14 protein-coding genes are annotated in these 13,048 nt (G+C 39.2%); 11 read left to right on the top strand and 3 right to left on the bottom strand.

Going from position 1 to position 13,048, the window contains the following annotated elements:
- Positions 1-71 precede the first annotated feature (71 nt).
- Positions 72-293 (bottom strand): DeoR family transcriptional regulator, encoded by a 222-nt coding sequence (locus HNQ85_RS10030; RefSeq protein WP_181537608.1) that lies wholly within the window; start codon positions 291-293, stop codon positions 72-74.
- 400 nt (positions 294-693) lie between these two features.
- On the opposite strand from HNQ85_RS10030, the gene pepV reads away from it, so the two are divergent.
- The 6 genes from pepV (at position 694) to HNQ85_RS10000 (ending at position 8,373) form a co-directional block, all read left to right on the top strand.
- Positions 694-2,106: a dipeptidase PepV gene (gene pepV / locus HNQ85_RS10025; RefSeq protein WP_181537607.1), complete on the top strand. Its 1,413-nt coding sequence runs from the start codon at positions 694-696 to the stop codon at positions 2,104-2,106.
- 192 nt (positions 2,107-2,298) lie between these two features.
- Positions 2,299-3,486, top strand: a complete 1,188-nt coding sequence (locus tag HNQ85_RS10020; protein ID WP_181537606.1) for an MFS transporter — start codon at positions 2,299-2,301, stop codon at positions 3,484-3,486.
- A 174-nt stretch (positions 3,487-3,660) separates the two neighbouring features.
- The gene (gene thpR, locus HNQ85_RS10015) at positions 3,661-4,227 is read left to right on the top strand and encodes an RNA 2',3'-cyclic phosphodiesterase (RefSeq protein WP_181537605.1); all 567 of its coding nucleotides are present in this window, start codon (positions 3,661-3,663) and stop codon (positions 4,225-4,227) included.
- 67 nt (positions 4,228-4,294) lie between these two features.
- Positions 4,295-5,278, top strand: a complete 984-nt coding sequence (locus tag HNQ85_RS10010; RefSeq protein WP_181537604.1) for an NERD domain-containing protein — start codon at positions 4,295-4,297, stop codon at positions 5,276-5,278.
- Between the two features lie 40 nt (positions 5,279-5,318).
- Positions 5,319-7,472, top strand: coding sequence for a type I pullulanase (gene pulA, locus HNQ85_RS10005; protein WP_181537603.1), 2,154 nt, complete (start codon positions 5,319-5,321; stop codon positions 7,470-7,472).
- A 118-nt stretch (positions 7,473-7,590) separates the two neighbouring features.
- A complete protein-coding gene (locus HNQ85_RS10000) occupies positions 7,591-8,373 on the top strand; it encodes a phosphotransferase family protein (protein ID WP_181537602.1) in 783 nt (260 codons plus the stop codon).
- Positions 8,374-8,375: 2 nt separating this feature from the next.
- On the opposite strand, the gene HNQ85_RS09995 is transcribed toward HNQ85_RS10000, so the two are convergent.
- The gene (locus HNQ85_RS09995; RefSeq protein ID WP_181537601.1) at positions 8,376-8,645 is read right to left on the bottom strand and encodes a YtzH-like family protein; all 270 of its coding nucleotides are present in this window, start codon (positions 8,643-8,645) and stop codon (positions 8,376-8,378) included.
- A gap of 186 nt (positions 8,646-8,831) precedes the next feature.
- Here HNQ85_RS09995 and trmB point away from each other — a divergent pair, with 186 nt between their 5' ends.
- Together trmB and HNQ85_RS09985 are read left to right on the top strand one after the other, a co-directional pair.
- Positions 8,832-9,482 (top strand): tRNA (guanosine(46)-N7)-methyltransferase TrmB, encoded by a 651-nt coding sequence (trmB, locus tag HNQ85_RS09990; RefSeq protein WP_181537600.1) that lies wholly within the window; start codon positions 8,832-8,834, stop codon positions 9,480-9,482.
- Between the two features lie 140 nt (positions 9,483-9,622).
- Positions 9,623-10,465 (top strand): YtnP family quorum-quenching lactonase, encoded by an 843-nt coding sequence (locus tag HNQ85_RS09985; RefSeq protein WP_181537599.1) that lies wholly within the window; start codon positions 9,623-9,625, stop codon positions 10,463-10,465.
- A gap of 37 nt (positions 10,466-10,502) precedes the next feature.
- Here the strand turns inward: HNQ85_RS09985 and HNQ85_RS09980 are convergent, their stop codons facing one another.
- Positions 10,503-10,799: a PepSY domain-containing protein gene (locus HNQ85_RS09980; protein ID WP_181537598.1), complete on the bottom strand. Its 297-nt coding sequence runs from the start codon at positions 10,797-10,799 to the stop codon at positions 10,503-10,505.
- A 137-nt stretch (positions 10,800-10,936) separates the two neighbouring features.
- Here HNQ85_RS09980 and HNQ85_RS09975 point away from each other — a divergent pair, with 137 nt between their 5' ends.
- The 3 genes from HNQ85_RS09975 (at position 10,937) to HNQ85_RS09965 (ending at position 13,015) form a co-directional block, all read left to right on the top strand.
- Positions 10,937-12,013, top strand: a complete 1,077-nt coding sequence (locus HNQ85_RS09975; RefSeq protein WP_181537597.1) for a M42 family metallopeptidase — start codon at positions 10,937-10,939, stop codon at positions 12,011-12,013.
- A gap of 114 nt (positions 12,014-12,127) precedes the next feature.
- Positions 12,128-12,661 (top strand): DUF84 family protein, encoded by a 534-nt coding sequence (locus HNQ85_RS09970; protein ID WP_181537596.1) that lies wholly within the window; start codon positions 12,128-12,130, stop codon positions 12,659-12,661.
- A gap of 36 nt (positions 12,662-12,697) precedes the next feature.
- On the top strand, positions 12,698-13,015 hold the full coding sequence (locus tag HNQ85_RS09965; protein ID WP_181537595.1) for a thioredoxin family protein: 318 nt from the start codon (positions 12,698-12,700) through the stop codon (positions 13,013-13,015).
- The last annotated feature ends 33 nt before the right edge of the window (positions 13,016-13,048 follow it).

The raw sequence follows: 13,048 nt of genomic DNA, 5'->3' as shown, positions 1-13,048 counted from the left end.
TGTTTGGCATGTTGAGGCTAACAGCTTGGCGTGTTGAATAACCTCTCACCTTTTTCTCTAGAGAATCCCAATTAAGATGACATTTTCACCCTCTTATTGGTTGTTGTCCATTTGCCCTTGCTTGGGCTGCGAACTAGGTCATTATATGCTAACACGTTCAAATCTCGTTGAATCGTTCTTGGGGTGATGCCAAATTCATCAACGAGTTCCTGTGTTGTTACTGTTCCACGTTCATTGATGAACATGTAAACAGATTTAATACGAGTTAGCATCCGATGAGTTGAAGGTTTCAAAAGACCACTCCCTATCATTCGTAATTCGCATGGCTCAACACACTTCAACCTAGATGAGAGATTATTTCTTAAGATGTCTCTTTTACTATCATTTTACACGAGCATAAGTGAAAAATGCCACAGACGTTGGACAATTAACAAAATATTTACATATTTCCAGCATTTCCTTATGCTGATGTTAAAATGATATTTACATTATAACAAAAATAAAGAATAATTTTAAAACTTTTCTTACTTTTTATTAAAAAATGTGTGAACAATTTTAGGAATTTGTCAAAGTGTAAGATAAATATATATGAAAGAAATGTAAGCTGTTCTACATACTTCTTCATTATTTTGACATTTTTAGGATGGGTATGATACGTTGGCAGTGGAAGAACTTTGAAGGAAGGGATTCATAATGAGAATTAATTGGATGGAAGAAGTGTTAAAGAGAAAAGAAGAACTCATTCGTGATACACAGGAGTTTTTACGCATTAAAAGCGTGTTTGATGAAGCAAGTGCTACGGAAGAAGCTCCACTCGGACAAGGTGTATACGAAGCGCTTCAATATTTGCTTCGCCGCGGAGAGGAAGAAGGTTTTACAGTGAAAAATGTGGACGGTTTGGCAGGGCACTTAGAGTTTGGACAAGGGGAAGAATTGATTGGGGTTTTATGCCATGTTGATGTTGTTCCGCCTGGAGATGGATGGACAAGTGATCCTTTTTCTGCGGAAATTCGCGATGGAAAAATTTATGCCCGTGGAGCAATTGATGATAAAGGACCAACAATGGCGGCTTTTTATGCGATGAAAATGGTGAAAGAACTAGGATTGCCATTAAATAAACGGGTGCGTATGATTATTGGCACGGACGAGGAAAGCAATTGGCGCTGTGTTGACCATTATTTTAAACACGAGGAAATGCCGACGATGGGATTTGCCCCGGATGCGGATTTTCCAATCATTTATGCAGAAAAAGGAATTGCTGATTTTGATTTGTGTCAGAAGCCTGTCCAGACAAATGAAGATGGTGACATTCAATTGCAATCCTTCCAATCTGGACGCCGTTATAACATGGTTCCAGATTTTGCTGAAGCGGTATTGCTTGTGAAAAACGGACGAAGTGATGAAGTCAAACAGCATTTCGAACAGTTTCTACATACGAACAGCCTAAACGGTCAGGCAGTGGTTAAGTCTGAAACAGTCACATTGCAGCTCGAAGGGATTTCCGCTCACGGTATGGAGCCGAACAACGGAAAAAATGCAGGGTTATTTATGGTGAGCTTTTTAGCTCAGATACCTTTAGATCAAAATGCACAAGCATTTATTCGTTTCATCAATGATTACTTTGTCGGAGATTCGCGCGGTCGTACTCTTGGTGTTGCTTATTCAGATGATATTACCGGTGATTTAACCATTAACGTCGGTATTTTATCGTATCGTCAAGAAACAGGCGGGAAGTTAGGGTTAAATTTGCGTTACCCGGTAACGAATGATATTGAACAAACGAAGAAAACGATTGAACAAGTTTGTGAAAAGCACGGATTTACGCTTGAAAACTTCAGCGATTCCAAGCCGCATCATGTTGATAAAAATCATGTCCTTGTAAAGACGCTGCAACGTGTATATGAAGAGCAAACAGGAGAAAGCGCGTCTTTAATTTCGATCGGCGGCGGGACGTATGCCCGTTCACTAAACGCTGGTGTTGCTTTTGGACCGCTGTTTCCAGGACGGCCAGATGTAGCTCACCAAAAAGATGAATATATTATTATCGAAGATTTATTAAAAGCGACGGCCATTTATGCCCAAGCGATTTATGAGCTTGCGAAATGATTTTATTTCCAATATATGTTTGATGATGTATAGTATTATATAGAGAGAGGCTGTCTCAAAAACAAAGACCCCTCAACCGCAATATATATGGGTAACGGAAAGAAAAAGCCCTAAATATTGTTATGGTTTGAGGGAGTCAGACCTTTATGAGACAGCCTCGTTTTTATGATGAAAGAATGTGGGGGAAACATCATGGAATTTGCGTTAAAACACGGAGAACAACAAAGCAAATGGACATTTCAATTGTTTTACTTTTTAACGTTCTTTGCTTTTGGCTCATTATTTCCGCTCTTGTCGGTTTATTTAAAAGAGACAGTGGGACTATCAGGGACAGAAATTGGTACGATTATGTCGATTAGCCCAATCGTGATGATTTTTGTTCAGCCGTTTTGGGGAATGATTAGTGATTATACACAAAAGCCAGTTACTGTTTTGACGATTACATTAATTGGGACAGCGTTAATCGGAGTGATTTATTCGTTCGTGGATCAATACATATGGTTTCTCATCATTGCTGCTTTATTAGCATTTACTCAAAGCGCGATTGTACCGCTGTCGGACAGTATTACACTTAATTATGTGCAAAAGTCGAAAGGAAATTATGGAGCGATTCGCCTTTGGGGAGCAATTGGTTTTGCTGTTTCGGTGCTTGTCGGCGGCTGGCTATCAGAAATGTTTTCTATTGATGTGATTTTTTATTTGTTCGCTTTTATTTTATTCTTAGCTGCACTGTTTGCCTGGAAGTTGCCGCGTGAGAGCCAAACGATGAGAGTGCGTGTTTTCGAAGGAATGGCGAAATTAATTAAGATTCCGAAGTTTTTATTGTTTTTGTTAACGACTTTTCTTGTGTTTGGACCTATTTATGCAAATAATTTTTATTTTGGTGTATTTATAAAGGAAATCGGTGGTACGTTAACTGGAGTTGGTATTGCTTTTTTATTGGCTGCGGGAAGTGAAGCACCGTTTATGAAAGTGGCAGATTCATTCATTCGCCGCTATGGCATGGTACCGATTTTATTATTTGCTGCTTCGATTTCGGCATGCCGTTGGCTATTTTATTTTTTTGAACCGTCATTAACACTTGTTTATGCAACAACGATGGCTCAAGGTTTTTCAGTTGGCTTGTTCATTCCCGCTGCCTTGCAGTATGTTCGTGATATAGCCCCTGATGGTGTGCGTGCTACAGCTGTTTCTATTTATTCGGCGGTTGGCAACGGATTAGGAAGTTGGTTTTGCACGTTTGTTGGCGGTTATATTCTCGATCGATGGCATGTCGGCGGTGTATATTTATTCTTTAGCATTTTAACGTTTATCGGTTTGTTGATTTTATTTACGATTATGACGCTAGATAGAAAAAAGCTCTCCGTTCATAATGATTGATTCCTTGGAAGATGTAATAGGCTGATGTGTCTATTATAAGGTGAGAGGAATTTATTATCGTTGTCTGTAAAAATGAACATGGAACGGTTGTTTATTTCAAAACTTTGAAGAAAACATGAAATTTGATAAAATTAGGAAACAATCCTATTCGTTTAAAAAGAAGGTGTCAAGGTTGTGAGAAAGAATCATTATTTTATCGCTGTACCGATTCCGATAGAGATTAGCGAGCATCTCGCATGGTTACAAGCTGAGCTGAAGGAATTACTTCCGTTTCGCAGCTGGGTACATAAGCAAGATTACCATATTACACTTGCCTTTTTAGGAGAGGCCTCCTCCGTCCAGCTAGAGCAAGTGAAGCAGGCGATGGAACAAATAGCAAAGTCACATTGTTCTTTCATGCTCACATTGGATAAAATCAGCACGTTTGGCAATCGTTTGGCACCAAGAATTTTATGGCAAGGGGTAAAGGAAGAGCCGAAATTGCGTAAACTTCGAGAGGATGTTTATCACGCTTGTATTGATATCGGCTTTTCTTTAGATCAACGTCCGTTTGCTCCTCATATTACAATTGCGCGCAAATGGCAAGGAGAGACAGAGTTTGCATTAGAAAAAATAAGAACGATGACGGCAGGAAAAGTGGAAAATGCCTCATTTCTTGCGTCTCATATTGTATTGTATCAAACTCATTTAGAGAGAGTACCGAAATATGAGCCGCTGTTAATATGTCCGCTTTCGCAATAACAGTAGAGGATTCGTGAAATATGGATTATATTAAAAGGGAGAATGCTCTTATTTTGGAGGGGACTTGGTGGGACAATTAATTAAGCTTCAAGATTACATTTCACGATATGAACAAGATATTTACCGTTATCCGGGTGAATTTATTCGTCTAAAGAAGGCACAATGGGAAAAAGTAAAATACGCATGGGAAAATGAGATGCTGGATGCTTTTTATTCATCTGAAGTGCAAATGCAGGAGCCAGAGGAATGGTTAGAGGAGAAAAAATCGTTCTTTTCCACGTTGAAAAATTGGTTTAGGCGCTCCTCTCAACCAGATGAAGGAACAAACGAGAGTACAACGGAGAATAACGAAGAAGATCCTTTTTCCTTTACCACTGAACCGAATACGTTAGATGATTTAAAAGCCTTGTTTCTTGAAAAACTATTCCATCTGCAGCTTCGGTGGGCAAGTTCTACATTAAGGGATACATCGATGATCGATCAAAAATATTACGATGATGAAGATTTAAAATACTTTTTGCAAAGATTTCCTGATACGTATTTATGTTTATATAAACCAGTATTTCGCTTGAAGAATGCTCCAATTGAATTAGAAGTTATTTTATTGAGCCCGGTGATGACGTGGTGTATCACCCTTGTTGAAGGGAAAGAGGACAATATTATCATCGGTTCGCATGAACGTTTTTGGACAGAATTAACGAATAGCCAAGAGAAAAAAATCGTAAATCCGCTTATTGCCTTGAATCGAACAGAAAATATTATTAAAAAAATTTATCAATCACATCATGTACAATTCCCGGTAAAAAAGGTGATTTTAAATCGAAAAGGATACTTAGACTATCAGTATGCTCCTCAGGATGTTGAATGGATTGACAAGCGCAATTATGAACAATGGTTTTCTTCATTAAGAAATTTGACTTCCCCATTAAAACATATTCAACTAAAAGCCGCTTCAGCATTATTGAGTTACTGTCAAAGTCAATACAACGAACGTTTAGAATGGCAGGAGATGAATAAAAATGAAGAACAAGGGGCTGACACTTTATTTTAGGTCAGCCCTATCAATCTATGTTCTTAGGAGATGAGGTTGCTTGTTGCAAGTGAAGCGAACATTTGAAGCGTATTTAGACGAAATGAATCTTATTACGATTTTAATTCCGAAATCGTATTTTCAAGGGGTGGCCAGTACATTTACATTAGAGAATGAACATGGTGAAAAACGAGATTTGCCGATTCATCGAAAAGTGGATTTGCCTTCTTTTTTGAAGTATGAATGCCGCTTCGATTTTCCAATTGAAATTGGCAGGCGATATATCATTTATGAGGAGCACGGAGCATTTACTGATTTGCAAATTGGTGCTGTCACTCGCACAACAGAATTTGATAACAACTATTACTATGATGGTAACGACCTTGGAATTACGTATAGCGAACATGAGACGATATTTAAACTTTGGGCTCCGACGGCAACTGAAGTAAAGCTGAAACTATGGAGAGAAAAAGAAGACGTACAAATGATACCAATGGTGCGTCATGAGAAAGGAATTTGGAGCATTTCGGTTGCGGAGAATTTGGAAGGGTATTATTATACATATCTTGTATGTGTGAATCTTGTTTGGCGTGAAGCGGTTGACCCATATGCCGTGGCAGTTTCTGTAAATGGTGAGTATGGCGTGGTTATTGATTTAGCAAAGACAGAGTTGTCCAAACCAGCTTTGCCCCCATTATCTTCACCAACAGACGCAATTATTTATGAAATGCATATTCGCGATTTTACGATTCATCCAGAAAGTGGAATTGTGCATAAGGGAAAATATTTAGGAATCAGCGAGCAACATACAAAAGGGCCAAACGGAACGAGCACGGGACTTTCGTATTTAAAAGAGCTCGGAATTACCCATGTTGAATTGCTTCCGTTTAACGATTTTGCTGGAGTCGATGAACGAAATCCAGACAAAGATTACAACTGGGGCTATAATCCATTGCACTATAATGTTCCTGAGGGGAGTTATGCAACGGATCCTTCCAATCCGTATGTTCGCATTCATGAGTTAAAGCATGCCATTAAGACGCTGCAAGAAAATGGAATCCGCGTTGTTATGGACGTTGTCTATAATCATGTCTACATTCGTGAACAATCTTCTTTTGAAAAGATTGTTCCTGGTTATTATTTCCGCCATGATGCCTATGGAATGCCTGCCAATGGTACAGGTGTTGGCAACGATTTTGCCTCTGAACGAAAGATGGCTCGCAAATTTATTATCGATTCAGTTCGATTTTGGATGCGGGAATATCATGTCGATGGTTTTCGTTTTGATTTAATGGGGATTTTGGACGTAAACACAATGAATGAAGTCCGTAAAGCGGCAGATGCAATTGACCCTTCGATTCTCATTATAGGAGAGGGTTGGGATTTAAACACGCCATTGGCACCTAAAGACAAGGCGAATATGCAAAACGCTGAAAAGATGCCACGTATTGCTCATTTTAATGATCGTTTTCGTGATTGTGTGAAAGGCAGTACGTTTAATTTATATGATAGAGGATTTGTGCTTGGCAATTGTCATTATCGGGAAGAGGTAAAACGAGCGATTGCTGGAAGCATTTGCTTAGGAACAGGAAAGAAAGGATTGTTTAAGGAGCCTGTTCAAACCATCAATTATGTAGAATCTCATGACAATCGTACATTTTGGGATAAAGCTGCTGTTTGCAATGCTTTTGAAAGCGAAGAGATAAGGAAAAAGCGGCAAAAATTAGCGACCTCTATTGTCTTATTGTCTCAAGGAATTCCGTTCTTGCATAGCGGTCAAGAATTTTATCGTACAAAGCAGGGAATAGAAAACAGCTATAATTCTCCAGATTCAATTAATCAACTGGACTGGGGAAGAAAAAGCGAGCATGAGAAAGATGTCGGTTATATTCAAGGATTGATTGCATTAAGAAAATATCACGGTGCTTTTCGCTTAGCGACTGCTGACGAAATACGAACACATATGAAATTTTTAGAAAATGTTCCTGAGTCAATGATTATATATCAGCTATGCCATGTCAATCAATATGGCCCATGGAAACATATTTTAATCATTCATCATAATGAAGAGAAGAATGAGATTTTTTCATTACCGGATACGGACGTATGGCATGTTGTATGCGATGGAGAGCGAAGCGGTATCCAATCTTTATATACCGTAAACAAAAATATGCAAATTTTTGGTATTGCGACGTTTGTCTTATATAAGGAATAGACTTATACTTGACGAAAAAAGCGTTTGAAAGATAAAATCTAGTAAGACAGCGATTGTCTGAAAATAAGCAGTCAGGTGATGCTGTCTTTTTATTTTTATGAGTTGAAGGTGAACTTGCTTGGAACAGTTATTGGGTAAGGAGTGGGAAATAACTCCTGCTGGCGGTGCTACTGGAGATGCATATTTTGCTGAATATGAAGGAAAAAAGCTATTTTTAAAACGAAATTCTTCACCGTTTCTTGCTGTACTGTCAGCGGAAGGAATTGTTCCTAAGCTAGTATGGACGAAACGGATGGAGAATGGAGATGTTATTACAGCTCAGCAGTGGCTGAATGCGCGGGAATTAAAGCCGCGTGATATGGGGAGCGAACAAGTAGCAAATTTGTTGCGGAAAATCCATCGCTCTAAAGAATTATTGGCGATGCTGAAGCGACTTGGGAAAACCCCGTTATTACCGGCGATGATGATAAACGAACTGAAAGTGTCCATCACTCCAGATTTGTTGGAGACTTATCCAATGATTCAGCATGCATTAAGCTGGCTAGAGCAAGAGCTTGCCTCTGTTGATCATGAAGAATTGGTCGTTTGTCATTGTGATATTAACCATAATAACTGGTTGCTTACAGAAGATAATCAACTTTATTTAATTGATTGGGACGGGGCGATGATTGCTGACCCAGCAATTGATATTGGCATGCTTTTATATTCCTATATTCCTGAAGAGCAATGGGAAGAGTGGCTGCGTATTTACGGCATTCACTTAACGGAGCATTTACAGATACGGATGAAATGGTATGTTGTATCGCAAACATTATTTTCGTTTCTTTGGTATAAAAAGAAAAATGAAGAAAAGGAAATACAACGGTTATTGCATTTCCTTGAAAGAGTTTTGGATAAATAGGTTTATGACAATTGGTTCATCCACTTTGTTAACTGCTGTTGGTGAGAAAGAATATGATTATCTAAATGAGCACTATATTTTCCAGTTTGTCCGTACGCATATATATCAGGCAGCACATTTTTTACTTGTTGCTGTACGTGCTCATTTGTCATTAATGATTTGACAAGCCGTTCGATTTGTTCGCATTCTGAAACGGTCCCGCAGCAATCTGTTTGATGATTCGATAAAATATCTTTAAGTATCGTCATTTGATGTTCATGGTTTAGCGGCATAAACACACTTCCTTTTTAAAATAAAAGTTAGGCTACTATTTAATTTGTACCATCGACATGAATTTATACGACATATTACAACAGTCGTTTGTGCGGCTGTTTTTTTGTTGATAGTATTCTTGCGCTTTCATTATGTTCATGATATCTTTTACAACGACAAAGAAGAAATTGAGGTGTCTATACTATATGCGCTTACGAAATAAACCTTGGGCAAAAGAAAAAATCGCCTCGTATCCACAATACGTTATACCAAATCCGGAGCAGTATAAAGGAAAATGGAATGAACTGTTTGGAAACGATCACCCTCTTCATATAGAAATCGGAACTGGGAAAGGTCAATTCATTGTCGGGATGGCGAAAGCAAACCCACATATTAACTATATTGGTATTGAGCTTTATCCAAGTGTCATCGTTTCAGCGCTTGATAAATTGCTTGAGAATGATTTACCGAATTTACGGCTGTTAAATGTGAATGCCAAAGACTTGGAAAGCTTTTTTGCCAAAGGAGATGTTGAGCGAATTTATTTAAATTTTTCTGATCCATGGCCAAAAAAACGCCACGAAAAACGCCGTTTAACATATAAAAGCTTTTTGCAGCTTTATGAGAATATCTTAGTTGATGGCGGGGAAATCCATTTTAAAACAGATAACCGAGGATTGTTTGAATATTCATTAGTCAGCTTTTCACAATATGGTTTATTGCTTCAATATGTCAGTTTGGACCTTCATAATAGTGATTTTGAAGGAAATATTATGACGGAATACGAAGAAAAATTTTCCGCAAAAGGAAGCCGGATTTACCGTTGCGAAGTAAAATACCCAAATGACAAAAAATAAGGCTGATCCATCAGTGTCTGACCTCACATATAACTCATAATATCTGATGGTTGTGGGGTCTGACACTTGCTTTGGATCAGCTTTATTTTTATTTTCGAAAAATTTATAAAAATGTTAGACTAAAAAGTGAGGTGAGAGGGATGGAGCAACTAAAAATAGGTGATATAACAATTACATGGCTAAGCGGAGGGGTAACGCATTTAGACGGCGGGGCAATGTTTGGGGTTGTGCCAAAGCCACTCTGGTCTAAAAAATATCCTTGCAATGACCATAACCAAATAGAACTGCGCACCGACCCGTTGTTAGTGCAGACAGAAGGGAAAAATATCTTAATTGAATCAGGAATAGGAGTAAACAAATTACCCGACAAACAAAGGCGTAATTTTGGCGTAACGGAGGAATCGAGCATTGAACAAGCGCTCGGACAGCTGGGATTAACGACGGATGACGTTCATTATGTACTAATGACGCATATGCACTTTGATCATGCGTGTGGATTGACAAAGTGGGAAGGAAATGAGCTTGTCCCGACGTTTAAAAACGCTTCGATTGTAACGTCGCAAATCGAATGGGACGAAATGAGGAATCCGAATATTCGTTCGCGTAATACATATTGGAAAGAAAATTGGGAAGCGATTATCGACCAAGTAGTTCCATTTGAGAAGGAGAGAGAACTTACTAGCGATGTGAAAATGATTCATACTGGAGGGCATAGTGATGGGCATTCCATTGTGCTCATTGAATCGAATGGAGAAACAGCCATTCACTTAGCTGACTTACTGCCAACTCATGCTCATCAAAACGTATTATGGGTGATGGCGTATGATGATTATCCGATGATGTCGATTTTTCAAAAACAAAAGTGGATTGGATACGGCTTAGAAAACAATGCATGGTTCACGTTTTACCACGATGCGTTTTACCGAGCGTTAAAATGGAATAAAGAAGGAGAAATAATGGAGAGTATAGAGAGAGAAACATAGTCAGTGATGATGAGGCTGGCTCTGTGGTCAGCCCCATTTACAGCTTGCGTGTTTCGAGAATCGTTCCTGTATAAGCGTCAATGATAAACTCATACTGTTCTGTTTCGCGGGAAATTCCACCTTTATATACGTCGTAAACGAAATGGTTTTTTTTGTACTTTTCCGGATTGGTTTGAATCCAAGACCCAACGATGGGCCCTGATTGTTTAAAGGCATTTTTTGCGATTGTCAGCGCTTTTTCTGAAGAAATCATTTTTTTATCTAACGATGTTTTTAATATGTAAGCTCCAGCCAATCCAACGCTGATACCGATCAAAAATTTTCGCCAACTCATTGTGTAACCTCCAAAGTTTTATTTGTTTTTTAGTATAACTAATTTTGCTAAACAATGTAAGCAAGTGGAAAGGTTTTCAAGTTTTCGCTACAATGATAAATGGCAAGGAAATGAATTTGGCAAAAGGGGATTTGGTCATGAACGTAGAGACGTTACAGTTGTTTAAAACATTGACAGAACTTCCGGGAGCACCGGGAAATGAACATGAAGTGCGTCAATTTATGCGTCAGGAATTAGCAAAATATGCTGACGAGGTTGTGCAAGATCGTCTTGGCAGCATTTTTGGTGTGAAACGCGGCGATGAAAACGGTCCAGTTGTCATGGTTGCTGGACATATGGATGAAGTAGGCTTTATGGTGACATCCATTACGGACAATGGTATGATTCGCTTCCAACCGCTTGGTGGCTGGTGGAGTCAAGTGTTGCTGGCACAGCGTGTACAAATTATTACCGACCATGGACCGGTTATCGGTGTTATCGGCTCGCTTCCACCGCATTTACTTCAAGAAGAACAGCGAAATAAACCGATGGATATTAAAAATATGCTAATTGATGTCGGTGCCGATGACAAGGAAGATGCGAAAAAAATGGGAATTAAGCCAGGACAGCAAATTGTGCCAATTTGCCCATTTACACCGATGGCGAACCCGAAAAAAATTCTTGCGAAAGCATGGGACAATCGCTACGGCTGTGGTTTGGCGATTGAATTGCTAAAAGAATTGAAAGATGAAACGTTGCCAAACGTTTTATATTCAGGTGCAACAGTTCAAGAAGAGGTTGGCTTAAGAGGAGCGCAAACAGCGGCAAACATGATTAAGCCAGACATCTTTTTCGCATTAGATGCAAGCCCTGCTAACGATATGACAGGTAATAAAAATGAATTCGGCCATATTGGTAAAGGGGCTCTCGTTCGTATTTACGACCGTTCAATGGTAACACATCGCGGCATGCGCGAATTTGTGTTAGATACAGCAGAAACGCATCATATTCCTTATCAATATTTCGTAGCGCCGGGCGGCGGTACAGATGCTGGTCGTGTTCACATATCCAATAATGGTATTCCATCTGCCGTGATTGGCATTTGCTCGCGGTATATACATACGCATGCATCGATTATTCATGTCGATGATTACGCGGCAGCCAAACAGTTGTTAATTGAACTTGTGAAAAAATGCGATAAGGCAACAGTTGAAGCGATTCGCCAAAACAGCTAATAACAGAGGGGCTGTCTCAAAAACAAATGGGTCTGCTCTTGAACGACATCAGCGTTCAAGGGATCAACCATGATGAGGCGGCCTCTTTTTCAATAAGAAAGTGGAGTGAAGGAAATGAAAAAAATTGCGATTGGTACAACAAACCCAGCGAAAGTTTCTGCCGTACAGGCCGTTTTTTCAGCCGAAAACTATATATTAGTACCAACAACTGTATCTTCAGATGTCGCGGCACAACCCTTTTCCGATGAAGAGACATTAGCTGGAGCAATCAATCGAGCAAAAAATGCCTTAAAAAAAGAAAACGCCGACATCGGAATTGGGCTTGAAGGCGGCGTTGTCGAAATGAATAAGAGATTATGGGTATGCAATTGGGGAGCGCTCGTTGACAAAGATGGCGTTGTTGTTTCTGCTGGAGGTGCGAGAATTCCGCTTCCGCCTGAAGTCGCACAAGGAGTGCTTGACGGTAAAGAGCTTGGTGATGTGATGGACGAATATACGGGAATGCGAAATATTCGTAAAAAAGAAGGTGCGGTTGGTATTTTTACAAACAGCTATGTCGATCGCGCTGAAATGTTTATTCACATTGTCAAGTTATTAGCTGGGCAATACGAATTTCAAACGAATTCTTTTGTCAAAACCGATGATTAACGTTATTATAAAAAGATGATGAAAGGAGATTGAGGCATGAAATCAATTGAAACCGTTGAACAATATAAAGAAGTCATTCAAGAAGGAAAGGTCATCATGTTGTTTACAGCGGACTGGTGTCCGGATTGCCAAGTATTAAAACCGGTTCTTCCAGAAATTGAACAGCAATTTTCTGATTATGCATTTTATTCTGTAGACCGCGACCAATTGTTAGATTTATGTATTGAACATGATGTTTTTGGTATACCAAGCTTTATTGCTTATGAAAACGGAAAAGAAATCGGCCGTTTCGTCAGCAAAGAACGCAAAACAAAAGAAGAAGTTGAGCAGTTTATTAACGGATTAAACCGCTAATTTTTCTGAAAATGGGGCAGGAAAGGAGGGAAA

The organism is [Anoxybacillus] calidus, from assembly GCF_013760845.1.
In the GTDB taxonomy this organism is placed as follows: Bacteria; Bacillota; Bacilli; order Bacillales; family Anoxybacillaceae; genus Paranoxybacillus; species Paranoxybacillus calidus.
The sequence above is the reverse complement of the archived record's forward strand: the minus strand, read 5'-3'. Positions and strand labels throughout refer to the sequence as shown.